Source organism: Lachnoclostridium sp. An14, from assembly GCF_002160755.1.
Classification (GTDB): Bacteria; Bacillota; Clostridia; order Lachnospirales; family Lachnospiraceae; genus Lachnoclostridium_A.
This window is the reverse complement of record NZ_NFLE01000016.1, coordinates 21,520-45,110: the sequence shown is the minus strand read 5'-3', so window position 1 is coordinate 45,110 and position 23,591 is coordinate 21,520. Positions and strand designations below refer to the sequence as shown.

Annotated in this window: 26 protein-coding genes; 9 read left to right on the top strand and 17 right to left on the bottom strand. The window is 53.8% G+C overall.

Annotation, left to right across the window (positions count from 1 at the left end; genetic code table 11):
• Window positions 1-52 precede the first annotated feature (52 nt).
• From B5E84_RS10670 to B5E84_RS10585, 16 genes are all read right to left on the bottom strand, one after another.
• Window positions 53-652 carry a regulatory protein RecX gene (locus tag B5E84_RS10670; protein WP_087222529.1) on the bottom strand — a complete coding sequence of 200 codons (600 nt, stop codon included), beginning with the start codon at window positions 650-652 and terminating at the stop codon, window positions 53-55.
• Between the two features lie 19 nt (window positions 653-671).
• Window positions 672-1,736 carry a recombinase RecA gene (gene recA, locus B5E84_RS10665; protein WP_204248574.1) on the bottom strand — a complete coding sequence of 355 codons (1,065 nt, stop codon included), beginning with the start codon at window positions 1,734-1,736 and terminating at the stop codon, window positions 672-674.
• Between the two features lie 562 nt (window positions 1,737-2,298).
• Entirely contained in the window at window positions 2,299-2,529 is a 231-nt protein-coding gene (locus B5E84_RS10655; RefSeq protein ID WP_087222523.1) for a hypothetical protein, read from the bottom strand.
• A gap of 299 nt (window positions 2,530-2,828) precedes the next feature.
• Entirely contained in the window at window positions 2,829-5,420 is a 2,592-nt protein-coding gene (gene clpB / locus B5E84_RS10650; protein ID WP_087222521.1) for an ATP-dependent chaperone ClpB, read from the bottom strand.
• Between the two features lie 315 nt (window positions 5,421-5,735).
• Window positions 5,736-6,431, bottom strand: coding sequence for a 50S ribosomal protein L1 (rplA, locus tag B5E84_RS10640; protein WP_087222517.1), 696 nt, complete (start codon window positions 6,429-6,431; stop codon window positions 5,736-5,738).
• A gap of 79 nt (window positions 6,432-6,510) precedes the next feature.
• Window positions 6,511-6,936: a 50S ribosomal protein L11 gene (gene rplK, locus B5E84_RS10635; RefSeq protein ID WP_087222515.1), complete on the bottom strand. Its 426-nt coding sequence runs from the start codon at window positions 6,934-6,936 to the stop codon at window positions 6,511-6,513.
• Between the two features lie 80 nt (window positions 6,937-7,016).
• A complete protein-coding gene (gene nusG, locus B5E84_RS10630) occupies window positions 7,017-7,538 on the bottom strand; it encodes a transcription termination/antitermination protein NusG (RefSeq protein ID WP_087222592.1) in 522 nt (173 codons plus the stop codon).
• 15 nt (window positions 7,539-7,553) lie between these two features.
• Window positions 7,554-7,760 carry a preprotein translocase subunit SecE gene (gene secE, locus B5E84_RS10625; RefSeq protein ID WP_087222513.1) on the bottom strand — a complete coding sequence of 69 codons (207 nt, stop codon included), beginning with the start codon at window positions 7,758-7,760 and terminating at the stop codon, window positions 7,554-7,556.
• 25 nt (window positions 7,761-7,785) lie between these two features.
• Window positions 7,786-7,935: a 50S ribosomal protein L33 gene (gene rpmG / locus B5E84_RS10620; RefSeq protein WP_066550315.1), complete on the bottom strand. Its 150-nt coding sequence runs from the start codon at window positions 7,933-7,935 to the stop codon at window positions 7,786-7,788.
• A gap of 421 nt (window positions 7,936-8,356) precedes the next feature.
• Window positions 8,357-9,034 carry a response regulator transcription factor gene (locus B5E84_RS10615; protein WP_087222511.1) on the bottom strand — a complete coding sequence of 226 codons (678 nt, stop codon included), beginning with the start codon at window positions 9,032-9,034 and terminating at the stop codon, window positions 8,357-8,359.
• Between the two features lie 78 nt (window positions 9,035-9,112).
• The gene (locus B5E84_RS10610; protein ID WP_242963348.1) at window positions 9,113-9,910 is read right to left on the bottom strand and encodes an HAD-IIB family hydrolase; all 798 of its coding nucleotides are present in this window, start codon (window positions 9,908-9,910) and stop codon (window positions 9,113-9,115) included.
• Window positions 9,900-10,484 carry a xanthine phosphoribosyltransferase gene (locus B5E84_RS10605; RefSeq protein WP_087222507.1) on the bottom strand — a complete coding sequence of 195 codons (585 nt, stop codon included), beginning with the start codon at window positions 10,482-10,484 and terminating at the stop codon, window positions 9,900-9,902. Before B5E84_RS10605 ends, B5E84_RS10610 begins: the two co-directional genes overlap by 11 nt.
• Before the next feature lie 22 nt (window positions 10,485-10,506).
• A complete protein-coding gene (gene tig / locus B5E84_RS10600; protein ID WP_162612847.1) occupies window positions 10,507-11,562 on the bottom strand; it encodes a trigger factor in 1,056 nt (351 codons plus the stop codon).
• 101 nt (window positions 11,563-11,663) lie between these two features.
• Window positions 11,664-13,055, bottom strand: coding sequence for an aminopeptidase (locus B5E84_RS10595; RefSeq protein ID WP_087222503.1), 1,392 nt, complete (start codon window positions 13,053-13,055; stop codon window positions 11,664-11,666).
• 205 nt (window positions 13,056-13,260) lie between these two features.
• A complete protein-coding gene (locus B5E84_RS10590; protein ID WP_087222501.1) occupies window positions 13,261-13,908 on the bottom strand; it encodes a GTP pyrophosphokinase in 648 nt (215 codons plus the stop codon).
• A 35-nt stretch (window positions 13,909-13,943) separates the two neighbouring features.
• Window positions 13,944-14,690: a S1 RNA-binding domain-containing protein gene (locus tag B5E84_RS10585; RefSeq protein ID WP_087222499.1), complete on the bottom strand. Its 747-nt coding sequence runs from the start codon at window positions 14,688-14,690 to the stop codon at window positions 13,944-13,946.
• A 220-nt stretch (window positions 14,691-14,910) separates the two neighbouring features.
• Between B5E84_RS10585 and B5E84_RS10580 the strand changes: the two genes are divergently transcribed.
• The 5 genes from B5E84_RS10580 to rbr all read left to right on the top strand — a co-directional run bounded on the left by B5E84_RS10580 (window position 14,911) and on the right by rbr (window position 18,444).
• A complete protein-coding gene (locus B5E84_RS10580) occupies window positions 14,911-15,654 on the top strand; it encodes a phosphatase (RefSeq protein WP_087222497.1) in 744 nt (247 codons plus the stop codon).
• Window positions 15,647-16,585 carry a LysR family transcriptional regulator gene (locus B5E84_RS10575; RefSeq protein WP_087222495.1) on the top strand — a complete coding sequence of 313 codons (939 nt, stop codon included), beginning with the start codon at window positions 15,647-15,649 and terminating at the stop codon, window positions 16,583-16,585. Before B5E84_RS10580 ends, B5E84_RS10575 begins: the two co-directional genes overlap by 8 nt.
• Window positions 16,586-16,667: 82 nt before the next feature.
• Window positions 16,668-17,063 carry a Fur family transcriptional regulator gene (locus tag B5E84_RS10570; RefSeq protein ID WP_087222493.1) on the top strand — a complete coding sequence of 132 codons (396 nt, stop codon included), beginning with the start codon at window positions 16,668-16,670 and terminating at the stop codon, window positions 17,061-17,063.
• A 122-nt stretch (window positions 17,064-17,185) separates the two neighbouring features.
• The gene (locus B5E84_RS10565; protein ID WP_087222491.1) at window positions 17,186-17,728 is read left to right on the top strand and encodes an NADH peroxidase; all 543 of its coding nucleotides are present in this window, start codon (window positions 17,186-17,188) and stop codon (window positions 17,726-17,728) included.
• A 179-nt stretch (window positions 17,729-17,907) separates the two neighbouring features.
• Entirely contained in the window at window positions 17,908-18,444 is a 537-nt protein-coding gene (gene rbr / locus B5E84_RS10560) for a rubrerythrin (RefSeq protein WP_087222489.1), read from the top strand.
• Window positions 18,445-18,581: 137 nt separating this feature from the next.
• On the opposite strand, the gene B5E84_RS10555 is transcribed toward rbr, so the two are convergent.
• Entirely contained in the window at window positions 18,582-19,166 is a 585-nt protein-coding gene (locus tag B5E84_RS10555) for a TetR/AcrR family transcriptional regulator (protein WP_087222487.1), read from the bottom strand.
• Between the two features lie 247 nt (window positions 19,167-19,413).
• Between B5E84_RS10555 and B5E84_RS10550 the strand changes: the two genes are divergently transcribed.
• The 4 genes from B5E84_RS10550 (at window position 19,414) to B5E84_RS10535 (ending at window position 23,345) form a co-directional block, all read left to right on the top strand.
• Window positions 19,414-21,330: an oxidoreductase gene (locus B5E84_RS10550; RefSeq protein WP_087222485.1), complete on the top strand. Its 1,917-nt coding sequence runs from the start codon at window positions 19,414-19,416 to the stop codon at window positions 21,328-21,330.
• Between the two features lie 577 nt (window positions 21,331-21,907).
• On the top strand, window positions 21,908-22,216 hold the full coding sequence (locus tag B5E84_RS21405; RefSeq protein ID WP_242963346.1) for an ArsR/SmtB family transcription factor: 309 nt from the start codon (window positions 21,908-21,910) through the stop codon (window positions 22,214-22,216).
• The gene (locus B5E84_RS10540; RefSeq protein ID WP_087222483.1) at window positions 22,213-22,791 is read left to right on the top strand and encodes a chromate transporter; all 579 of its coding nucleotides are present in this window, start codon (window positions 22,213-22,215) and stop codon (window positions 22,789-22,791) included. The genes B5E84_RS21405 and B5E84_RS10540 overlap by 4 nt, the downstream gene beginning before the upstream one ends.
• Entirely contained in the window at window positions 22,788-23,345 is a 558-nt protein-coding gene (locus tag B5E84_RS10535) for a chromate transporter (RefSeq protein ID WP_087222481.1), read from the top strand. Before B5E84_RS10540 ends, B5E84_RS10535 begins: the two co-directional genes overlap by 4 nt.
• Window positions 23,346-23,591: the final 246 nt, after the last annotated feature.

Here is a 23,591-nt window from a genome sequence, read left to right as displayed (position 1 = left end):
GGAGCACCTCCTTATTTAGTTTTCATTGTACGAGTAATACAACATTATAATTTTAATCTTTTTTGTGCATGATGTCAAGTATCGCCTCGTAAGAAAAACCTCGTCTTGAAAGATATGCCATAGTTTTCTGCTGTTCCTTCAAATCCGCCGTCTCCCTGTCATAGCCTCTTTTTTGCAGCAGGCGCTCTATCTGCCCCGCCTCGTCGATCTCCGTCTCCGCCAGACAGGCCTCCGCCAACTCCCTGGAAATTCCCTTTCCCGCCAGCTCCGCCTCGATCCGGCGGCGGCTCTTTCCCGCCGCGGCAGAGGCCACGTAATTCTCTGTGTAACGCCTGTCATCGACGTAGCGATACCGTTTCCCGTAGGCGATCGCTTCCTCCACCGCCTCTGAAGGGTAGCCCCCGTCCCGCAGCCTGCGGCGCAGCTCCGTTTCCGTCTTATCCGACATCTTCAGAAGGTGGAGAAGGCGCTCCTTCGCTCTGGGGCAGAGCACCGTCCGCAAAATCTCCTCATAGACGGAGCCGGGCAGCTCCTGTCCCTCTCTGAGCCCGTAGGTTTCCAGCTCTCCGTTATATAAAGGGAAGGCAAGGCCCTCGTCAGTGAGGACCTTGCTCCTTCTTTTATCCAACGGCTCTACCGATACAATCTGCATCCGCAGGACCTCGCTTTTCTTAGTTTTCCTTGTTCTCCGTCAGGGGCAGAATGGTCTGTCCCGCTCCGTCGTGGGTCTCCTCCGTATCCGGCTCCAGCCCGTAGCGTACCCGCACCTTGTGCTCAATCTCCTCACAGATCGCCGGATTGTCCGCCAGGTAGATCTTGGCGTTTTCCCGGCCCTGGCCGATCTTCGCTCCATTGTAGGCGTACCACGCGCCGCTTTTCTCCACAATATTCTCCTTCACCGCCAGATCCAGCACATCTCCTTCCTTGGAAATGCCTTTTCCGAACATGATGTCAAACTCCGCCTCCTTGAAGGGGGGCGCAATCTTATTCTTTACCACCTTGACACGTACGTGGTTTCCGATCATCTCGCCGCCCTGTTTGAGTGTCTCTGTGCGGCGCACATCCATACGGACGGAGGAGTAGAATTTCAGGGCCCGTCCGCCTGTGGTGGTCTCCGGATTTCCAAACATCACGCCTACCTTCTCACGAAGCTGGTTGATAAAGATTACAATACAGTTGGACCGGCTGATGGCCGCCGTCAGCTTTCTCAGGGCCTGGGACATCAGTCTGGCCTGAAGGCCCACGTGGGAATCTCCCATCTCGCCGTCGATCTCCGCCTTCGGCACCAGGGCCGCCACGGAGTCCACGATCACAATATCCACAGCCCCGGAGCGCACCATGGTCTCCGTGATCTCCAGCGCCTGCTCTCCGTTGTCCGGCTGGGAGATGTAGAGATTGTCAATGTCTACGCCGATATTTTTCGCGTATACCGGATCCAGGGCGTGCTCGGCGTCGATAAAGCCGGCGATCCCGCCCCGTTTCTGCACCTCTGCCACCATGTGCAGGGCCACAGTGGTCTTACCGCTGGACTCAGGCCCGTAGATCTCCACAATCCTTCCCTTGGGAACTCCGCCCAGTCCCAAGGCAATGTCCAGGCTCAGGGAGCCGGTGGGCACCGTCTCAATATTCATATTGGCACTGGAATCTCCCAGTTTCATCACGGAACCTTTTCCATATGCCTTCTCAATCTGTGTCAGCGCGGCGTCTAGCGCCTTCAATTTATCATCTTTATTCATAAAGCCCTCCATGCGAACAAATGTTCTGTTTCTGTTACCATCATAATATAGTTGGCGGGAAAAGTCAACTGCTTTCTGAGAATTTTTCTGAGGGGGACTCTTGCAGGAACCTGCCTGGAACGGCGCCGGACGGGAAGGCCGGCGGACAATCTGATTATACCACGGGAAAGGGGGACATTAGGGCTATCTGCTGACTTTCCGGCGGATTTTCCGCAAAAATCTGCCGCAAAGCCTTTCCAGAACCAGCTCCGAGGCTCGCCGCTCTCCCCTTTCCTTTTCCTATATATAAAAAGTGTGCGCTTAGCGCACACTCGCGCCGGAGCGCGGCTGCGTAAACAGCCATTTTCCTTTGCGCGAAGTGCGCCTCCTTACGGAGCATTCTTATTTAACAGGAAACGAGTTTCCTGTTAAATAGAAAAGTGTGCGCTTAGCGCACACTCGCGCCGGAGTGCGGCTGCGTAAACAGCCATTTTCCTTTGCGCAGAGTACGCCTCCTCGCGGAGCATTCTTGTTTAACAGGAAACGAAATTTCCTGTTAAACAAGAAAAAGCAGAGCCGGCTCCTACGCCTGCCCCGCTCCTTCAATAACGGTTTTCACATCCTCCACCGTCATATTTTTCTGCGCCATCAGCTCCAAAAGCTCGTCGGTCTCCAGGCTGCGGATGGCTTTTTCGCACTCTTTTTTCTCCGCCTTCAGCTTTCCTAACATTTCTTCCTGCTTTTCAATAGCGTCCCGCAGCTCCTCCAGACGCTCCTTCAGCTTATCTTTGCTGCATTTTCTTCCTCTTGCCATGCGGAAATTTCCCTCCCTGCTCTGCACATATTTTCGGTACTATCCATATATGTATGCAGGGAAAAGGCATTTTATTCAAAATCAGGATCCCTTTTCTCAGATAAAATGCGCGCGCAGTAGCTAGCGCGGATGCGCCAGTAGCCGTTTCCCGTTGCGCGGAGCAGGCCTCACGCCGGAAACTTTTTTGTCATAGGGGACACCGTTTCCTCTGACCCGAAAAAACCGGGGATTTCCAGGCGCCTGATTCCGCGCCGGACTCCCCGGTTTTCCCCTATCCTGTCTCAATCCTATATTGCGGATTACTCCGTATATCCGATCAGCCGGCTGTTGTCCTCCGATGTGTCGATCACGATCCTGTCGCCCACATGAACCTTGTCGCTTAAGATCATCTTCGCCGCCAGGGTCTCCACGTGTTTCTGCAGGAACCGTTTCAGCGGGCGGGCGCCGTATACCGGGTCGTAGCCCTGCTCGGTGATAAATGCCTTGGCGGAATCCGTCAGCTCGATGGACAGCTCCTTGTCCGCCAGACGGCGGTTTACATCCTCCACCAGCAGGCCGATGATGCCGCCGATATTCTCCTTCGTAAGCGGTTTAAAGAGAATGGTCTCGTCCAGACGGTTTAAAAACTCCGGGCGGAAATGGGCGCGCAGGTCGTTCATAACCATGCTCTCCGCCTCCGGGCGGATGTTTCCATTCTCGTCGATGCCGTCCAGCAGGTACTGGGAACCGATGTTGGAGGTCATGATCAGGATGGTGTTCTTAAAGTCCACCGTCTTTCCTGTGGAATCGGTGATCCGGCCGTCATCCAGCACCTGGAGCAGCACGTTGAACACGTCGGGATGGGCTTTCTCCACCTCGTCAAACAGCACCACGGAATAAGGTTTGCGGCGCACGGCCTCCGTCAGCTGTCCGCCCTCGTCGTAGCCCACGTATCCGGGCGGCGCTCCGATCAGACGGGAAACGGAATGTTTCTCCATGTATTCGCTCATGTCGATGCGGACCATATTTCCCTCGTCGTCAAACAGGGCCTCCGCCAGAGCCTTGGCAAGCTCCGTTTTGCCCACACCGGTGGGGCCTAAGAACAGGAAGGAACCGATGGGCTTGGTGGGATCCTTGATACCCGCCTTGGAGCGGATAATGGCCTCCGTCACCTTTTCCACGCCCTCGTCCTGGCCAACTACCCGCTTGTGGAGCAGCTCATCCAGATGCAGGGTCTTGCTCCGCTCGCTCTCCGTCAGCTTTGCCACCGGGATATTCGTCCACTTGGAAACAATCCTGGCGATCTCGTCCTCCGTCACGCTCTCGTGAACCAGGCTCAAATCCTCATTTTTGACCTTTTCCTCCTCCTGTTCCAGCTGTTTTTGCAGCTGAGGCAGGCGGCCGTACTGCAGCTCCGCCGCTTTATTCAAATCGTACCGCCTCTGGGCCTCCTGAATGTCCCGGTTCACCTGCTCGATCTCCTCCCGCAGGGCCGAAAGCTTATCCACAGACGCCTTTTCGTTCTCCCACTGGGCCTTCTTGCCGGCAAACTGGTCGTGGAGCTCTGCCAGCTCCTTCTGCAGATCCGCCAGGCGCTCCTTGCTCAAATGGTCCGTTTCCTTCTTTAAGGCTGCTTCCTCGATCTCCATCTGCATAATCTTTCTGGAAAGCTCATCCAGCTCCGTGGGCATGGAATCCAGCTCCGTCTTGATCAGAGCGCAGGCCTCATCCACCAGGTCAATGGCCTTATCCGGCAGGAAACGGTCGGTGATATAGCGGTCGGACAGCACCGCCGCCGACACCAGGGCGGAGTCGGTGATTTTCACGCCGTGGTACACCTCGTACCGCTCTTTTAAGCCCCGGAGAATGGAAATGGTGTCCTCCACCGTGGGCTGATCCACTAACACCGGCTGGAAACGGCGCTCCAGGGCCGCGTCCTTTTCAATATATTTCCGGTATTCGTCCAGGGTGGTGGCTCCGATGCAGTGGAGCTCTCCTCTGGCCAGCATGGGCTTTAACAGGTTTCCGGCGTCCATGGAGCCTTCCGTCCGTCCGGCGCCCACGATGTTGTGCAGCTCGTCGATGAACAGAATGATCTGTCCCTCGCTCTTTTTCACTTCCTCCAGAACGGCTTTCAGCCGCTCCTCAAACTCGCCCCGGTACTTGGCTCCCGCGATCAGGGCGCCCATATCCAGAGCAAAGAGTTTCCGGTCCTTCAGTCCCTCCGGCACGTCGCCGCGGACGATTCTCTGGGCCAGGCCCTCCACCACAGCTGTCTTTCCCACGCCGGGTTCGCCGATTAAAACCGGGTTGTTCTTCGTCTTTCTGGAAAGGATCCGTACTACGTTTCGGATCTCGCTGTCCCGGCCGATGACAGGATCCAGTTTCTGCTCTCTGGCCCGCTCTACCAGGTCGTAGCCGTACTTTTCCAGGGTATCATAGGTGGCCTCCGGATTGTCGCTCACCACCCGCTGGTTGCCCCGCACGGTGGACAGGGCCTGGAGAAAGGTCTCTCTTGTGATCCCGTACTGGCGGAACATTTCCTTCATGATCCGGTCGGGCTGGCGGATCATGGCCAGGAACAAATGCTCCACGGAAACGTACTCGTCGCCCATGGCCTTCGCCTCGTCCTCCGCGCTGACCAGCACCTTGTTCAGGTCATTGCTCACGTAAACCTGGCCGGAACCGCTCACCTTCGTCAGCTTTTCCACGTTCTGCCTGGCCTCATTCGCAAACATCTCCCCGGAAATGCCCATCTTCGTCACCAGTTTTAAAATCAGACTGTCCTCTATCGTCAGCAGGCTTAACAGCAAATGCTCCTGCTCGATCTGCTGATTTCCATGCTCATACGCCAGTTTTTCGCAGTTCTGGACTGCTTCCAGAGATTTCTGAGTAAACTTGTTGATATTCATGACAACGCCTCCTTTTGTCTCTGTTCTATTCGTACTATAACATATCACAATTTGTTAGCACTGTCAATAGTTGAGTGCTAAAATCAGGAAATATTTTTTCGGCGGCTCATACGCCGTTCTTCTGAAGTATTCTGCCGGATTTTTCAATGGGGTATTCGCGGAAAAAGCGATGTGACAGGAAAAATAGGAAAATGGGATGAGCGCCGAGGCTGCGTCACGGGGAAGGGCGGCCTCTGTCATGAACATATTGAAAAACAGGCCAGGCGCACACCCGCCCGGCCTGTTTTCATATTCTATTCACAGATGGATCAGAAATTAGTTGCTCAGCTTTGCAACATTTAATTTCACGCCCGGTCCCATGGTAGAGGTCAGGGTTACGCTCTTTAAGTAAGCGCCCTTAACGGTGCTGGGTCTGGCCTTGATGATCGCATCCATAAGCGTCTGGAAGTTGTCCGCTAACTGCTCCTCGGTAAAGGAAGCCTTTCCAACTGGCACGTGGATAATATTGGTCTTATCGAGTCTGTACTCAATCTTACCGGCTTTGATCTCGTTGATCGCCTTGGTAACGTCCATGGTAACGGTGCCGGCCTTCGGGTTCGGCATTAAGCCCTTCGGTCCAAGTACACGACCCAGACGGCCTACAACGCCCATCATGTCCGGAGTAGCTACTACTACGTCAAAGTCCAGCCATCCCTCGTTCTGGATCTTCGGGATCAGCTCCTCAGCTCCAACGTAGTCAGCGCCTGCAGCCTGAGCCTCGTCAGCCTTCGGTCCCTTCGCGAATACCAGGATACGAACGGTCTTACCAGTTCCGTGGGGCAGTACAACAGCGCCGCGGATCTGCTGGTCAGCGTGACGTCCGTCACAGCCGGTTCTTAAGTGAGCCTCGATGGTTTCGTCAAATTTTGCGCCGGCGTTCTTTTTTACAAGAGCGATTGCCTCCGGCACGTCGTAAAGATTCGTGCGGTCTACGGTTTTCGCAGCCTCAATATATCTTTTTCCTCTTTTCATTTCTAAATAAACCTCCTAGTGGTATTGTCGGGAGTTCTCCCTCCCACGTGTTTCATGCTCCATTTCCCAAATGGGGCAATTAGTCCTCTACTACGATACCCATGCTTCTCGCGGTACCGGCGATCATGCTGGTAGCAGCCTCGATGCTTGCAGCATTTAAGTCAGGCATCTTTAACTCAGCGATCTTCTGAACCTCAGCCCTGGAAATGGTGGCTACCTTCGTCTTGTTCGGGGTCGCGGAGCCGGATTTCAGCTTGCAGGCCTTCTTTAACAAAACGGCAGCCGGCGGAGTCTTGGTGATAAAGCTAAAGCTTCTGTCAGCGTATACAGTGATAACAACGGGGATGATCAGGTCGCCCTGGTCAGCCGTTCTCGCGTTGAACTCTTTCGTGAACTGTACAATGTTTACGCCGTGCTGTCCAAGTGCGGGACCAACAGGCGGAGCCGGCGTAGCCTTTCCAGCCGGGATCTGCAGTTTAATATAACCTGTTACTTTCTTTGCCATAATTAGGCACCTCCTAAATAATGTGGTATTGTCGGGGATTTCCCTCCCACCAGCGCTTCACAGCCAAAGCGCCGATCTTGTTACATCTTCTTTACTTCCGTAAAGCTCAGCTCGACCGGGGTCTCACGGCCAAACATCTCAACATTGATTGTAATGGTCTTCTTCGTCTCATTGATGGACTTGATGGATCCTACGGTATCCTTCCAAGCCCCCGCGGTTACCACGATCATATCGCCTACCGCGTAATCAATCTGGACATCCACATCCTCACCTTTGAATCCTAAACTGGCCATCTCCTCCTCAGAGAGGGGCACCGGTTTGGATCCCGGACCAACAAAGCCTGTCACTCCACGTGTATTTCGTACAACGTACCAGGTGTCGTCATTCATTACCATGTTGATGAGAACGTAGCCGGGGAACATCTTCTTGTCGGCCTTCTTCTCCACGCCGTTCTTTAACTCCACAACGGACTGCATGGGGACGGAGACCTCCAGGATCTGATCCTGAAGTCCACGGTTCTCAATCGTCTTTTCAATATCGACCTTCACCTTGTTCTCGTAGCCTGAATAAGTATGGACCACGTACCAATGCGCTTCTGCCATATTTCTCACCCTCGCTTATCCTAATATAACATCAAGTCCCAGTCTGATGATCAGATCCAATGCCGTGATCACCAGGCCTAACGCTATCGTCGATACCAGAACGGCGATGGTCTGCTTCGTCACGGTGTCCTTGGAAGGCCATACGATCTTGTTGTACTCGGCCTTTATGCCCTTGATGAAGCTCTTTTTCCCAGCCTGCTCATTTTTCGTTGTATCTCCCATAATTCACGTCCTTTACTAAAACAGGTTATTTGGTTTCCTTGTGTAAAGTATGTCTCTTACAGAATCTACAATACTTCTTGGTCTCCATTCTGTCCGGATGAGTCTTTTTGTCTTTGGTCATGTTGTAATTGCGCTGTTTGCATTCCGTACACGCCAGTGTGATTTTTGTACGCACAACTTCCACCTCCACGTAATTTTTTTGATTTGCGGTCCTTCTTCTATTTTTGAGCATAAAAAAAAGACCTATAGCTTCCATTCGCCCGTCCACTATATCACAAATATAAGGGGCCGTCAAGCCGTTTTTTGCGGTTTGCTGCCGGTTTTCCCGGGATTTTTCCGAGATTTTTCCGCGTCAACAAAAAAGTGTGCGCTTGGCGCACACTTGCGCCGGAGCGCGGCTGCGCCAGCAGCCATTTTCCTTTGCGCGAAGTGCGCCTCCTTGCGGAGCATTTTTATTTAACAGGAAACGAAGTTTCCTGTTAAATAAAAAAGTGTGCGCATCCCGCCGGAAGCTTTTACGGTATAGGGGGCGCAGTTTCCTCCTACATAAAAAGGGAAACAGGCCGCGCCGCCCGTTTCCCCGTATGAATCCCCTTCTATTTTCCGCTGTCGATCTTATAGCCCACCCCGCGGATGGTCTCGATGCAGTCGCCTGCCGGCCCCAGTTTCTGCCGCAGCGTCCGGATGTGGACGTCCACGGTGCGGCTCTCGCCGTCAAACTCGTAGCCCCAGATCTCGTCCAAAAGCTGCGCCCTGGTAAACACCGTTCCCGGATGGCGGATCAGCAGGCAGAGCACCTCAAACTCCTTCAGAGTGAGGGTGACCGTCTCCTCCCCGGCGCGGACGATGTGGCCGGACGGGTTTACATAAAGATCTCCCACCCGGTACTCCTCCATCTGTTCCTCCCGCCGTTTCGACCGGCGCATCACCGCCCGGATCCGGGAGATGAGCTCCATCATCCGAAACGGCTTGGCAATGTAGTCGTCCGCCCCGCTGTCCAGGCTGATCACCGTGTCATACTCTCCGTCCTTTGCCGTCAGCATGATCACCGGGATATGTTCCGTATCCTTGTCCGCCCGCAGTTTCTTTAAAATGGTCAGCCCGTCCTCCTCCGGCAGCATGATGTCCAAAAGCACCAGATCCGGTTTCATCCGCCCCATGGCCTTCCAGAACTGGGACGGCACGGAAAAGCCCTCCGTCTCCAGCCCCTGGCTGTTTAAGGTATAAGTCACCAGCTCCCGGATGCTCCCGTCATCCTCCACGATATAAATCATCGGCATTCTCCTTTATAATGGAAAGGGCAGGCAATCAAACGCCCTCATCAGATTTCCAGCCGTTTGACCCCGGCATCCTTATATGATTCCAAGCTGCTCCATGGCCCAGGCCACTCCGCCTTCCTCCACCGTCTTTGTGATAAAGGGGTTAAACTGCTCCAGCTCCGGCGCGTGGACGCCCATGGCGATCCGGTTGGGGGCAAACTCAAACATGGGAATGTCGTTGGTGCTGTCCCCGAACACGTAGGCGCTCTCTAAGGGCAGGCCGTATTCCTTCAATACCCAGTCCATGGCCGTGGCCTTGCTGCACCCAGCCGGCACGCACTCGTACATCCCGTCCCCGCGGTCGATGACGTCCATATCCGGAATCCCGGCGAAAAACCGCTCCAGGTCACAGCCGCCCTCGTCCAGGGCGCAGAACTTGTCAAACACCACCTCCGGGCCGTCCCAGCCGGGCACCATGCCGTAGTCTCTCATCATGCTCTCCCGCATTCTGCGGGTCCGCTCTGTCCGCGGCTCGTCATCCGGAAACCAGACGCCTCCTTCTCCCTCCAGCCAGGCGGCCAGACGGCAGTCGGAAAGGAGCTTTTTGATCTCCTCCCCTCTCTCCCTGGAAAGGGTCCTGTGGAAACGGCTCTCGCCCTTCACCACGATCTGGGTCCCGCAGCCGCAGAGAAAGCCGTCCGCCGGCAGGGTTTCCTCCAGAAATTTGAGCATACATCTGGCCCGCCCAGAATTTACAAACACCAGATGGCCCTTTTCCATGGCCTTCACAAGGGCCTTTACCGTGCTCTCCGGAATGTCTTTTCCGGCCTCGTCCACTAAAGTGCCGTCCACGTCAAAAAACAGCACCTTTCTCTCACAGTCATTTCTCATCACGGAACACAATCTCCCCTGTCTTGTCATTCATCTCGTCCACAATGGCAAGGGACTCCACCCGAAGGCCCTGGCTGCGCAGGCGCTCGCCGCCGCCCTGGAACCCTTTCTCAATGATGATTCCGGCTCCCACCACCTGGGCCCCTGACTCTTTGATGACCTCCAGCAGGCCGTCCATGGCTGCTCCGTTGGCCATAAAATCGTCAATGATGAGGATTTTATCCTCCGGCCCTAAAAACTTCTTTGACACAATAATATCAAAGATGCGGCCGTGGGTGTAGGATTCCACCTTGCTGGAGTACACCTCACCGGCGATGTTTTTGCTCTGGCTCTTTTTGGCGAACACCACCGGAACGCCGAAGGACTGGGCCACGATGCACGCGATCCCGATTCCGGAGGCCTCGATGGTGAGGATCTTGTTGATCTCCTCCCCCTCAAACCGCCTTTTAAATTCTTTTCCAAACTCCGAAAACAGCTCAATATCCATCTGGTGGTTCAGAAAGCTGTCCACCTTCAGTACGTTTCCAGGGAATACCTGGCCATCCTTCCGTATTCTATCCTTGAGTAGCTGCATCATTTGCCTCCCGCTTTTCCTCTTATTTGTATACCGCGTTATCCTTTAAAAATTTCATGGCCGCGTAATTGCGTGCCAGGCGCTCCGCCTCAGATTCGTTGCCGGCGGCTTCCACAAGGCTGTCGTAGTCCTCCATTCCATTCATGTCGGCCACTTCCTGCTTTATCTCGTCGGTGATTTCCAGGTTTTCCTGCTCGGCCACCGCTTTCAGCATCAGCTCCATCTTTACATTGTACTCCGCCTGAGAGCGCCAGGCCGTCTCATAGACCTCCTGGTCCAGGCCGTAAGCCGCCAGATAGTCCTCCAGGGTGACTCCCTGCAGAGCCATCAGACTTTCATTCATCTCCATCAGCCGGTTTAACTCCGCGTCCACAGACTCGTCGATTCCCGTAAAGGTGGAAGATTCCATAATCGCGTTGTAAAGATTGAAATCGTCCTGGCTCTCCGCCTGCTGAGCCTTCTGCTCCTCCAGCTGGCTGCGCAGATCCGTCTCCCAGGCATCCACCGTGTCAAAATCGGAAATGCGCTGCACAAAGGCGTCGTTTAACTCCGGCGTCCTCGGCTCCTCCACACGGTTCACCGTCACGTCAAACACCACCGGCTGTCCCGCCAGATCGGGATTGTTCCGGTAGGGGTCGGGGAAGGTCAGCTCCAGGGAAAGCTCCTGGCCCTTTACCGCCCCGATCAGGCCGTCCTCAAAGCCGTCGATGAAGGAGCCGGATCCCAGCACCAGGTCATAGCCCTGATCCGTGCCGCCCTCAAAGGCCTCTCCGTCCCTCATGCCCACGTAGTCAATGTTTACCGTATCGCCGTTCTGGGCCGGGCGTTCCACCTCGATCCAGTCGGGATTGGCCTCCAGTCTGGCATCCACGGCCGTCTGAAACTCCTCGTCTGTGAGGGACGCGTCCGTCTTTTCCAGCTCCACTCCTTTGTACTGTCCCAGCTCCACCTCGCCGGAAACTGCCGTGGTCTCCTCCGCCGTGGTCTGGTCGGCCTCCTCCTGCTTTTTCCCGCAGCCGGACGCCAGCACAAGCGCCGCGGCCACGCCGCAGACGCAAAGCTTTGCAAATTTCCTCATGATATTCCTCCTCATTTTGGGTTTATAGGTAGTTATACCACAATTACATCTGCCGCGCAACCGTGCAAATCCTGCCATCCCTGTTTTTCCCCTGATTTCCCTTAACGGGCGTTGTAAAATGCCCGGAAGGCCAGGTATGTATGGTAGACATCCAGCTTGGACGCCAGCTCAAAGGGAGCGTGCATGGACAGGATCGGCACTCCAAGATCCACCACGTCCACGTTCATCCCCGCCACAAACTTGGCGATGGTTCCGCCGCCGCCGGCGTCCACCGCTCCCAGCTCGCCGGTCTGCCAGCACACGCCGGCATCGTCCATGATCTTTATGATCTTTGCCATCAGCTCGGCGCTGGCATCGTTGGAGGAAGACTTTCCTCTGGCTCCCGTGTACTTAGTGAGGACGCAGCCTTTTCCCACATAGCAGGAATTGCGGCTCTCGTATACCGCCGGGAACGTGGGATCGTAGGCGGCGTTTACGTCGGAGGAGAGACAGATGGAATTTTGCAGCACTTCCTTATAATCCGCGCCGCTCATCTCCGCCAGCGTCTGCACGAAATGGAGCACGTAATCAGAATCCAGGCCGGTGTTTCCGCAGGAGCCGATCTCCTCCTTGTCTGCCAGGATGGTCAAGGTGGTATAGGCCGGATCCTTCGCCTCCATCTCCGCCGCCAGAGCCGTGTAGGCGCAGACTCTGTCGTCCTGGCCATAGGCTCCGATCATGCTGCGGTCAAGCCCCACGTCAGCCGCCTGGAACGCCGGCACCATCTCGATCTCCGCCCGGAGGAAATCCTTCTCCGTCATGCCGAAATACTCGTTTAACACCGCCAGGGCTTTCAGTTTCACAGCCTCTTTCACGTCCTTGCTGTCCTCATAGGGGATGGAGCCCACCACGATGTTTAACTCCTCTCCCTTCAAGCCCTCGCCCAGCTTGCGGCTGTTCTGCTCTCCCGCCAGATGGGGCAGAAGGTCGGTGACGCAAAATACCGGCTCCCCGGCTTTCTCTCCCAGGGAAATCTCCCGTCTCGTCCCGTCCTCCAGATATACCACGCCGTGCATGGCAAGGGGGATGGCCGCCCACTGGTATTTGCGGATTCCGCCGTAGTAGTGGGTCTTTAAAAGGCTCATTCCGTCCTTTTCATAGAGGGGATTGGGCTTTAAATCCAGGCGGGGGGAATCAATGTGGGCCCCGTTCATCCTGAGTCCCCGGGCCAGGGGCTCCGTGCCGATGGTGGAGGCGATCACCGCCTTCCCGCGGTTTACGGCGTAAATCTTATCTCCGGCGGCGTAGGATGCCCCCTTCTCAAAGGGACGGTAGCCGGCGGCCTCCAAAAGCTCCACCGCCCTTTTCACGCACTCCCGCTCCGTTTTTCCTGTATTTAAAAACTCCTTATAGCCCTCACAGAACCGGTCCGCCTCGCCGATGTGCTCCGGGTATTTCTCCGCGATCACCGGGAATTTCCATCCCAGTTTCTCCTGCAGCTCTTTTCCTGTCATTCTTTTGTCCTCCTGTCCTGATTCTGTCTTTTTCGTGAAAATAAAATTTCTTTCGGAAACCGTGTGCGCCGCGGCACGCCCGTTTCTTACCAAAACAGTGTGCGAAACAGCGCCCACCCCCGCCGAAACGCAGCTGCGTCAACAGCCGGTTTCCCGCGGCATAAAGCAAAGGGGACGCCGCACCCTGCGGCTCCCCCATTGCCATTTATGTCTGTCTGTTCTGTTCTCTGCTGACCTCCAGGATCCTCTCGTTGAGAGAGTACATCTTGGCGTCCAGCATATCCACCATGTCCGCGCAGGCTTTCAGCTCCTGCTGCAGGTTCTCCGGGCCGTCGCCCTCAAATTTATAATAGATCTTATGCTCCAGACTGGCCCAGAAATCCATGGCCACCGTACGGATCTGAATCTCCACCTTCGTCTCCACCATCTCCCCGTTTAAATAGATGGGGACCGTCACCACCATGTGGTAGCTGCGGTAGCCGTTGGGCTTGGGATTCTTGATATAATCCTTTACATAGAGGACGTTCACGTCCCTCTGCCTGGAAATCATGTCCGCCAGCAGGTAGATGTCCGACCGGAAGGAGCAGATGATCCGGATCCCCGCGATGTCGCTCAGCTTTTCCACCATATTTTCAATGGTGACCGCGTAGCCGCTGCGTTTCAGCTTTTTCACGATGCTCTCCGGCGTTTTCAGCCTGGCCTTCACGTGTTCGATGGGGTTATAATCATTGATCTGAACAAACTCATTGTTCAGAATTTCAATCTTGGTATTGATCTCCTTCAGCGCGGAATCATACAGGAACATGATGGATTTCCACTGGTCTATCTGATTAGTCTTTTCCGGAAACTTCATTTGCCCGCCTCCTCGCACGCCAATTTCAAGCCGTCTTACAGCTTGATGTTCTTTAACAGGGCGCCCAGGCCGGTGGAAATGGTTCCGGTCTCTTTATAATTGAAGGACTCGTGCTCCTCCCTGGCGGTCTCCTCGCTCACCCGCGCCTTCATGCTCAGGCCGATCTTTCCGTTCTCCGTGGAAATGACCTTTGCCTTCACTTCCTGGCCTTCCTTCAGCACAACGCTGGGATGCTTGATCCTCTGGGTGCTGATCTGGGAAACGTGTACCAGGCCGGAAACGCCGTCCCCAAGGTCCACGAATGCGCCGTAGGGCTGCAGGCTCTCCACCTTGCCGGTCACCACGTCGCCCACATGGTACTGGGCCAGTTTCTGCTTTTTAGCCTCGTCCCGTTTGGACTTCTCCACCTCGCGGCCGGAGAGCACCAGGCGCTTTTTCTCCAGATCGGCGGTAATCACCATCACATCCAGGTGCTTGCCCACCATATCCTCCAGCTTTTCAATGTAGCGGGTGGAAATATGGGACGCGGGGATGAAGGCTCTCACGTCGTCCACAAAGGCTACCAGGCCGCCTTTTACGGCCTCCTTCACCTTCACGTTGATGACGGTCTTATCCTCCAGCATCTGCGCGAAGTTCTGCCACTTCTCGCCGTCCGGATCCTCAGCCGCCTCAAATACGGGCTGCTTTCCCTCCAGGGCCTTATAGGACTCCTCCAGCTCTGCTGCGTAATCATCCATGGTCTCTGGGGTTCCTGTCATTTCATTTTTCATTTCTTCACTCATAATGGGTCTCCCTTTCGTGCATATTTTATGGTGCCGCGGGCCGTTTCGCGTTTTTCGCGCCGCTGCCCTCAACCGATGGGGCCGCCCTTTTCGGGCATATCCCCATTCTCCCGGCACCATATTCTCTAATATCTAAATTTATCATATTCCACCCGATTTTGCTATAGTTTTTGATGAATTTTTATGGTATCATTGAGTTATCAGAAGGAGGACGTTCTTCATGAAAGACATCATAGATCTGCACACCCATACCATTGCCAGCGGCCACGCCTACAGCACGCTGTCGGAGATGATCCGCTCCGCCGCTGAAAAAGGGCTTTCCGTTTACGGCTGCGCCGACCACGCGCCGAAGATGCCCGGCAGCACCCACAAGTTTTACTTCATTAATTTTAAGGTGATTCCCCGTCTCCAGCACGGAGTCCGCGTGCTCATGGGGGCGGAATTAAATATTCTGGATCCAGAAGGGACGGTGGACCTTCCGGAATCCACCCTGGAAAAGCTGGACTACACCGTAGCCAGCCTTCACGTTCCCTGCTTTGCTCCCCGCACCAGGGAGGAGCACACCCAGGCTTATGTAAACGTGATGAAAAATCCCCACGTGACCATCATCGGACACCCCGACGATGACCGCTACCCCGTAGATTACCGGACCTTTGCCCGGGCGGCCAAGGAATCCGGCAAATTGGTGGAGGTAAACAACACCTCCTTAGCCCCCGGCGGATCCCGCACGGGAGCGGCGGAAAACTACGCTGTCCTGTTGAAATACTGTAAGGAATACGAGGTTCCCATTATCATCGGCAGCGATGCCCACCACGAAAACGACGTGGGAAACCACCGGTGCGCCTGGGAGCTTTTGGAGAGGGAGCACTTCCCGGAGGAGTTAATCATGAACACCTCCGTGGAGAAACTAAAGCCCTACATTCCTGTTCTGGCCCAGCTGTTTCCGGAGGAATGCCATGATTAACTTCCTTAATTTAGAGTACTTCGTCGTGGCGGCGGAGGAACTGAATTTCACTCGCGCCGCCAGACGTCTTTTTATCTCCCAGCAGTCTTTAAGCAACCACATCGCCCACATGGAGCAGGAGTTTGGCGTGACCCTGTTCAACCGCACCACTCCCCTGACTCTCACCTACGCGGGCCAGCGCCTGCTGCAGCGGGCCAGGAATCTGCTCACCTACAAGGACGAGACGTACCACGAGCTGGCGGATATTAAGGACTTTACGGTGGGACAGCTCTCCATCGGGCTCTCCCACACCAGGGGACGGGTCATTCTCCCCCACGTGCTCCCGGCCTACCGGGACCGTTTTCCCAACATTGATCTAAAGATTCTGGAGGGGAACACCGCCCAGATGGAGGCCGCTCTCCTTCACGGGGAAGTGGATCTGGTCATCGGGATGCTGCCCTTCCGGGTGGAAAATATTGAGACGGTGCCCATCTGCGCCGAGGAGGTGCTTTTGGTGGTGCCGGACGCCGTGCTCGCGAAAGCCTTCGGTGAAAAGGCGGAGGAAGTCCGGACACAGCTGAAGGAAAACGCCGATCTCACGATCCTGCGGGACTGCCCCTTCATCCTGCTGCGCCAGGGAAACCGGGTGCGGACCATCGCGGACGAGCTCTTTCAGGACGCCCAGATCTCCCCGCCCGTTGTGCTGGAGCTGGAAAACATCGAGACGGTGCTGTCCCTCTCCTCCAGGGGAATGGGCATTACCTTCTACCCGAAGATGTTCGCCGCCAACCGGGAAAACCTGCCGGGAGCCAGAGACGACGGCAACTCCGTGAACCTTTACTCCCTAAAGAACCCGATCACCCACGGCACCCTGGCCATCGGTTACCACAAAGGCCATTATATGTCCCAGGCCACGAAAGAATTCATAAATATTGTAAAAGAAATGATCTAGCCTGCTTGACATTTCCTCCCATTTCCTATAATATGGTTATTATAAATGATAACTGTTACTATTATTGAGAAAGGAGGATGCCATGAAACAGCTCAAATACAGCCGTCAGAGGGAATCCATCAAAGCCTGCCTGATGGCCCGTCACGACCACCCTACGGCCGACGCCATCTACGCGTCCATCCGTGAAGAATTTCCCAACATCAGTCTGGGAACCGTTTACCGCAACTTAAACCTGCTGGTGGAGTTAGGCGAGATCCAGAAACTGCGCTGCGGCGACGGAGCGGACCATTTTGACGCGGACACGCGCCCGCACTACCATTTTATGTGCCGGGAATGCGGCTGTATCGAGGACCTTCCCATGGAGATCTCCCAGGAGATCAACGACCTGGCCCAGGAACACGTCCACGGGAAGATAGATTCTCACATCACCTATTTCTATGGGGTGTGCGAGAACTGCATGAAGAAAAAAACTTCTTAAAAATATTCTGAAAAACGCTTGACAAATAGAAATGCTTGTGCTAAATTAATATCAGTAATTGTTACTATTATTACTTAGGGGTTACTAAGAAACATTATTTTAATAAAAAGGAGATTAGAAGTATGAAGAAATGGGTTTGTACTGTATGTGGTTACGTTCATGAGGGAGAGACTGCTCCGGAGTTCTGCCCGGTATGTAAGGCACCGGCTGAGAAGTTCAAACTCCAGGAGGGTGAGAAGACCTGGGCTGCTGAGCACGTAGTTGGCGTTGCGCAGGGTTCTCCGGAGGACATCATGGCTGATTTAAGAGCAAACTTCGAGGGCGAGTGCTCTGAGGTTGGTATGTACCTGGCTATGGCTAGAGTTGCTCACAGAGAGGGCTACCCGGAGATCGGCTTATACTGGGAGAAGGCCGCTTACGAGGAGGCTGAGCACGCAGCGAAGTTCGCTGAGCTGTTAGGCGAGGTTGTTACCGACAGCACCAAGAAAAACCTGGAAATGCGCGTAGACGCTGAGAACGGCGCTACCGCCGGTAAGTTCGACCTGGCTAAGAGAGCAAAAGCTCTGAACCTGGATGCAATCCATGACACCGTTCACGAGATGGCTAGAGATGAGGCTCGTCACGGCAAGGCATTTGAGGGCCTGCTTAAGAGATACTTCGGCTAATATCCGATTATTTCTACCATTTGCTTAGGCTGGCCGCCCGGAGTGATTCAATATCGCTCCGGGCGGTTTTTTCACCAAAAATTTCCATATTATTCCTTGTTTATTCTGACAAGAAGTGATATGATTAGGCTGTTAGGAGTAACTATTTCACTTTTATCAAACATTTAAGGAGGTATATCATGTCCAAATACGCAGGAACCAAGACGGAGCAGAACTTACTTGCCGCATTCGCAGGCGAGTCCCAGGCCAGAAACAAATATACATACTATGCCTCTGCCGCTAAGAAGGCAGGATACGAGCAGCTTGCCGCTCTGTATCAGGAGACCGCTGACCAGGAGAAAGAGCACGCGAAAATGTGGTTTAAAGAGTTCCATGGCATCGGTGACGTAGCCGCGAACTTAGAGGATGCTGCCGCAGGCGAGAACTACGAGTGGACCGATATGTATGCCCGCATGGCCAGAGAGGCCCGCGAGGAAGGCTTTGAGGAGCTGGCTGTGAAGTTTGAGCTGGTTGCCAAGGTTGAGGCCGCTCACGAGAGACGCTACTTAAAGCTGTTAGAGAGCTACAAGAACGACAAGACCTTCAAGGGCGACGCCCCCTTAGGCTGGAAGTGCCGCAACTGCGGATACATCCACGAGGGCGAGGAGGCTCCGGAGGTATGTCCGTGCTGCAACCATCCGAAGGCTTACTTTGAGAGAAAGGTGGAGAATTATTAATCTCCTTTTTGCTGCGGCTTGTTAAAAAATTGAGATCGGAAAAAAACGGGAGAGGCCATGCCTCTCCTTTTTTATACCATCGGAGGTTTCGTTTCCTATGACATAAAAGCCTCCGGCGGGATGGGCACACATTTTCATCATTTCCGAAACAGCTCCAGCGCCTCATCCACATCGGGATGAGATTCCTTTTGTTTCCCAGGCTGGCACATCGTGGCCAGGCAGCCCAGCAGATATTTCCAGTAAATATCTCCAAACAGCTGGCTGTCCCCCTCTTTGAAAACGCCTTCCTCCTGCCCTCTCTTAAATAAAGAGCCGAAATATTCCCTTCCAAAATCCTCCCGAATGGGATTTTCCTCCGTGTCCAGGCTGACCTCTCCTCTCACCAGGGCGCTAAAGTACACCCGCAGCGGCGGGACGTATTCATTATAATAAGGATACGACAGCAGCCGCAGGCTGAACAGGCGGATGCCCTCCAGCGCGGATGGCATGGAGAAACATTCATCAAGACAGACATCTATTTTATCCTGCAAAGCAAAGAAAATTTCCTCCTTTGACCGGAAATACCGATACACCAACCCCTTGCTGATGCCCGCTTTTTCTGAAATATCGCTGATCTTTGTATTGGAATATCCCTGCTCGTCAAAAAGCAGCAGGGCCGTATCCAGGATCTGGCGGCGCCTCTCATCCTGGATCTGCCGGCTTTTCTCCTCCGATATGGCCATTTGTCCTACCTCCGTCCTCGTGCCTTATATTCGTGACACACATTATAATATATCTGGCTGGAAAAGTAAATTGTTTCCGGGTTCCATACTTTTCCCTGGATTTTGAACATAGAGGCAAAACAATTGACTTTTAGGTCATTATTGACTTACAAGTCACTATTGACTCATGGGTCAATCTATGTTAATATAATAACAACGAATTCGAATTTCACAGCCGGCTACACATTCATCTCAGGAGGTTGGTACTATGTTAGATCACTTATTCAGCCCATTTTCCATCAATGGGAAAACTTTGAAAAACCGCTGCGTGGTTCCCGCCATGGTTATGAACTACTGCAACGAGGACGGCACCTGTACGGAAAAATTCACCGCTTATCACGAGGCAAAGGCCAAAGGCGGCTTTGGTATGATTATCACCGAGGATTTTGCCGTGTCCCCGGAGGGCAAAGGGTTCAAATACCTGCCTGGCCTGTGGAATGACAGTCAGATCGACGGTTTCCGGGAGTTTACCCGGCGCATCCATCAGCACGGCACCGTTCTGATTGCCCAGATTTACCACGCCGGCAGGCAGACCAGCCGGGCCGTCATCGGACAGGCGCCGTGGGCTCCCTCTGCCATCCCCTGCCCTTTCAGCCCGGATATGCCTCACGAAATGACCTTAGAAGAAATCCATGCCACCGTCTCCCACTACGGCGACTGCGCCAGACGGGCCAAGGAGGCGGGATTTGACGGCGTGGAAATCCACGGAGCTCACGGCTACCTGATCGCCCAGTTTATGTCTCCTTATTCTAATAAGCGGACAGACGCCTACGGCGGACCCCTGCAGAACCGGATCCGTTTCGCCCTGGAAATCATCCGCGACATCCGCAGGAAATGCGGCGATGATTTTATCGTAGGCTACCGTATTTCCTCCGACGAGTACGTAACCGGCGGACGCAACATTGAAGACACAAAAACCATCGTTCCCTACCTGGAGCAGGCAGGAATCAGCTATGTACACGTAACCGCCGGAGTGTACCGCTCCTTCGACACCGTGATTCCGTCCATGTACTGCGGACACGCCTGGATCGCCGACATGGCGGCAGAGGTGAAACAGGTCACCTCTCTCCCGGTGATCACCGTCGGCCGCTACAACGATGTGCGGATTGCGGAAAATGTACTGTCCTGCGGGAAGGCCGATCTGGTTTCCTTCGGCCGCCAGTCCCTGGCTGACCCGGAGACGCCCAACAAGGCGAAGGAAGGCCGTTTCGACGACATCCGCACCTGCATCGGCTGCCATCACGGCTGCATCGGAAAACTGCTGGCAAATGTTCCCGGAGAGTGTATTTTAAATCCCACCCTCGGGCATGAGAGCGAGTATCTGCCGGTTCACGCCGGGGAGGCGAAAAAGGTCATGGTCATCGGCGCAGGCCCCGGCGGGCTGCAGGCCGCCATCTCCGCGGCGGAGGCCGGTCACCGCGTAAAAGTTTATGAAAAGGGACGCTGGGCCGGCGGCCAGTTCCGTCTGGGAGCCGTGCCGGCCGGAAAAGGAGAGATCACGTCCTTCATCACCTGGCAGCTCCATCAGCTGGAGAACCTGGGCGTTCCGGTGATTCTGGAAACGGAAGTGACCAAAGAGCTGGTGGATCTGGAAAAGCCTGACGTGGTGATCGCCGCCACCGGAGCCGTTCCCGTGATTCCGAGGATTCCGGGAGCAGACGGCCCCAACGTGGTGACCTCCCACGACGTCCTCTCCGGGGCTGCCAATACCGGAGCCAGGATCGTCGTCATCGGCGGCGGCTGTGTGGGCGCGGAAACTGCCAACCATCTGGCCTCCAACTTAAAGAACGTCACCCTCGTGGAAATGATGGACGACATCGCCACCGACGAGCTGGTGGTGCCCAGATGGGGACTTCTGGCAGACCTGGAAAAGAACAAGGTGCGCATCTGCACGAAAACAACGGTTACGGAGATCAAAGACGGCTCTGTGGTCCTCTCCGGCGCGGTAAACGAGGAAGTGCCCGCAGATACGGTCGTTCTCTCCGTGGGCTCCAGACCGGAAACCAGACTGGCGGACGAGCTGAAGGAACGGGGCTACGACGTGCGGGTGATCGGCGATGCCGCCAAGGTAGGGCTGGCCGGCGCGGCAATTACCCAGGGGTATCTGCTGGGACGGGAGCTGTGATATTGGACAGTATTTGGTAATAAGAGCTGGGAAACGGTTCCTTTAGCCGGGTTTTCTATGGCAGAGCTGGAAAAGAGCAGCGGAGACGTTCAAACATCGAGGCAGTCAGGCCGCTGAACCATAACTCCGCTGATATTTGTACGATTTTCACAATACAGACCGGGTCAGCTCCTGTTTCCCGGAGGACAGCGCCTGGGAAGGCGTTTTCCCCAAATAGCATCTACAGGGTTTTTGTGAAAAAGTCCCTTTGAAATTTCCTCCTATTTCCATTATGATGAAGGCACAACGTGTAGCTTTCGCGTAATTCCGGTTGCGTGAAGGCTGCACGTTTTCGTTTTTATATCGAAGAAAAGGAACGGGAGGCAAATCCAGAGAACTAGACCGCAAAAAAATAGATCCAAAAAGAAGAAATCCCCAAATTAAGCCATACCGAAAAGCAAATCAAACCTCACCTGTATCTTTCATCATTGCAAACTCCTCACTATTTGTTTTAGCATTGACTTAAATAAAAACCGATTATATAATTAAGCTAATACTAAAATAAAAGAAGGTGGTATTTATAGATACTGAAAGCATTATGAAAGCCTTGGGCGAACCGACGCGATACCGCATCTGGACCTGCCTGCTGGAACGCAAACATTGTGTGCGCTCTCTCTCCAAAAAAATGGGAATCAGCGAATCTGCCATTTCCCAGCACATGAAAGTCATGCGGGAAGCCGGATTGGTCTATGGAGAAAAGTACGGTTATCACACACATTACCTGCCGAGCCCGGAAGCCGTTCATCAACTTTTCAAGTCAGTCCAGAAGATGTATGAGCAATCCCAGAAACTGGATCGGAATACAACGGTTTGTCAATGTGAATTTAAGGAGGGAAATGCTAAATGAAGATTCTTCCCGAACTCTTTTTGACCTTTGCCAAAATTGGCGCGTTCACTTTTGGCGGCGGATATGCCATGATTTCCCTTTTGGATCATGAATGTGTGGAAAAAAAGCAATGGATCACTTCCGAGGAGCTTATGGATGTGACTGTGGTTGCTGAATCGACACCAGGTCCCATCGCCATAAACTGCGCTACTTATACCGGATATAAACAAGCCGGGCTTGCTGGAGCTATTGCCGCAACTGTGGGTATCGTACTGCCGTCATTTTTTATTATTTTATTCATATCCACCTTCTTCGAAAGTTTTCTAAGTTTTCCGCTTGCCGCAAATGCCTTTAAGGGAATCCGGATCGCTGTTGCTGTCCTGATTATGCAGGCGGCAGTAAAAATGATAAAAAAGATGCTAAAAAAGACACCTGACAAATCGGTAAGTATCGCGTTCGCCGCAGTGTTTTTTGTGATTGTCCTGGCGCTCAATCTGTCCGGCATCCGTTTCTCAACGATTTATCTGATCCTGATTGCGGGAATTGCCAGCTTTTGTATATTTACACTGCCTAATGGGAAAGGGGTGCAAAAATGATTTACCTGGCTCTTTTTTGGGAATTTTTCAAAATAGGACTGTTTGCTTTTGGCGGCGCTTACGGAGCCATTCCTCTTATCAAAGAAAGTGTCCTGGCGCAGGGGTGGATGACGGAAACCATGTTTGGCAATATGGTGGCGCTCAGTGAATCAACACCTGGGCCAATCATGGTAAATGCCGCAACGTACATTGGAGGTTCTCAAGCGGGCATCGGAGGTGCGATTGCCGCCACATCAGGTGTAGTACTGCCGTCTTTTATCATTATCCTGCTTGTCACCATGTTCCTGCGGAAATGGCTCAAGCATAGAAATGTGCAGGCGGTATTAAGAGGAATCAAGCCCTGCTTAATGGGAATTATCCTTGCAACCGGCGTCTGCATGGCTTTCACATCTGTATTCGGCGGGCAAGATGGCATTGTCCTCGATTGGTCAGCCCTTTTCCTTTTGATTATCCTCACCGCGCTGTCGATTGTCTATCCGTTGCGAAAGAAGAAAGAGTTCTCGCCAATCCTATTGATTGTCATAGCCGCTGTATTTGGCATTATTTTGTTTTAATTACGCTATATCATGTAAAACTGCTATTCCAGCCCCTGTCTTCCGGTGTAATTACATGAGCGTCTGAAACATTTTTACCCCTTATCACAAAAACCATTAGACCCCACCCCCTCCCATCCCTTATAATAACCTTATCTTCTATCACAAAACAGACATGGCCGCTCACGCGGTGATCACGAATCATGAAAGCCAGATGGTTTCACGCCTGCGGCGTTCCAGCCATCTGCCTGACGGTATTCGAAATAC

Bases quoted from the DNA above. Each gene is read 5' to 3' on its own strand.
- B5E84_RS10670 (WP_087222529.1), bottom strand. From the start codon at position 652: ATGCAGATTGTATCGGTAGAGCCGTTGGATAAAAGAAGGAGCAAGGTC.
- recA (WP_204248574.1), bottom strand. From the start codon at position 1,736: ATGAATAAAGATGATAAATTGAAGGCGCTAGACGCCGCGCTGACACAG.
- B5E84_RS10655 (WP_087222523.1), bottom strand. From the start codon at position 2,529: ATGGCAAGAGGAAGAAAATGCAGCAAAGATAAGCTGAAGGAGCGTCTG.
- clpB (WP_087222521.1), bottom strand. From the start codon at position 5,420: ATGAATATCAACAAGTTTACTCAGAAATCTCTGGAAGCAGTCCAGAAC.
- rplA (WP_087222517.1), bottom strand. From the start codon at position 6,431: ATGAAAAGAGGAAAAAGATATATTGAGGCTGCGAAAACCGTAGACCGC.
- rplK (WP_087222515.1), bottom strand. From the start codon at position 6,936: ATGGCAAAGAAAGTAACAGGTTATATTAAACTGCAGATCCCGGCTGGA.
- nusG (WP_087222592.1), bottom strand. From the start codon at position 7,538: ATGGCAGAAGCGCATTGGTACGTGGTCCATACTTATTCAGGCTACGAG.
- secE (WP_087222513.1), bottom strand. From the start codon at position 7,760: ATGGGAGATACAACGAAAAATGAGCAGGCTGGGAAAAAGAGCTTCATC.
- B5E84_RS10615 (WP_087222511.1), bottom strand. From the start codon at position 9,034: ATGATTTATATCGTGGAGGATGACGGGAGCATCCGGGAGCTGGTGACT.
- B5E84_RS10610 (WP_242963348.1), bottom strand. From the start codon at position 9,910: ATGAGAAATGACTGTGAGAGAAAGGTGCTGTTTTTTGACGTGGACGGC.
- B5E84_RS10605 (WP_087222507.1), bottom strand. From the start codon at position 10,484: ATGCAGCTACTCAAGGATAGAATACGGAAGGATGGCCAGGTATTCCCT.
- tig (WP_162612847.1), bottom strand. From the start codon at position 11,562: ATGAGGAAATTTGCAAAGCTTTGCGTCTGCGGCGTGGCCGCGGCGCTT.
- B5E84_RS10595 (WP_087222503.1), bottom strand. From the start codon at position 13,055: ATGACAGGAAAAGAGCTGCAGGAGAAACTGGGATGGAAATTCCCGGTG.
- B5E84_RS10590 (WP_087222501.1), bottom strand. From the start codon at position 13,908: ATGAAGTTTCCGGAAAAGACTAATCAGATAGACCAGTGGAAATCCATC.
- B5E84_RS10585 (WP_087222499.1), bottom strand. From the start codon at position 14,690: ATGAGTGAAGAAATGAAAAATGAAATGACAGGAACCCCAGAGACCATG.
- B5E84_RS10580 (WP_087222497.1), top strand. From the start codon at position 14,911: ATGAAAGACATCATAGATCTGCACACCCATACCATTGCCAGCGGCCAC.
- B5E84_RS10575 (WP_087222495.1), top strand. From the start codon at position 15,647: ATGATTAACTTCCTTAATTTAGAGTACTTCGTCGTGGCGGCGGAGGAA.
- B5E84_RS10570 (WP_087222493.1), top strand. From the start codon at position 16,668: ATGAAACAGCTCAAATACAGCCGTCAGAGGGAATCCATCAAAGCCTGC.
- B5E84_RS10565 (WP_087222491.1), top strand. From the start codon at position 17,186: ATGAAGAAATGGGTTTGTACTGTATGTGGTTACGTTCATGAGGGAGAG.
- rbr (WP_087222489.1), top strand. From the start codon at position 17,908: ATGTCCAAATACGCAGGAACCAAGACGGAGCAGAACTTACTTGCCGCA.
- B5E84_RS10555 (WP_087222487.1), bottom strand. From the start codon at position 19,166: ATGGCCATATCGGAGGAGAAAAGCCGGCAGATCCAGGATGAGAGGCGC.
- B5E84_RS10550 (WP_087222485.1), top strand. From the start codon at position 19,414: ATGTTAGATCACTTATTCAGCCCATTTTCCATCAATGGGAAAACTTTG.
- B5E84_RS21405 (WP_242963346.1), top strand. From the start codon at position 21,908: ATGAAAGCCTTGGGCGAACCGACGCGATACCGCATCTGGACCTGCCTG.
- B5E84_RS10540 (WP_087222483.1), top strand. From the start codon at position 22,213: ATGAAGATTCTTCCCGAACTCTTTTTGACCTTTGCCAAAATTGGCGCG.
- B5E84_RS10535 (WP_087222481.1), top strand. From the start codon at position 22,788: ATGATTTACCTGGCTCTTTTTTGGGAATTTTTCAAAATAGGACTGTTT.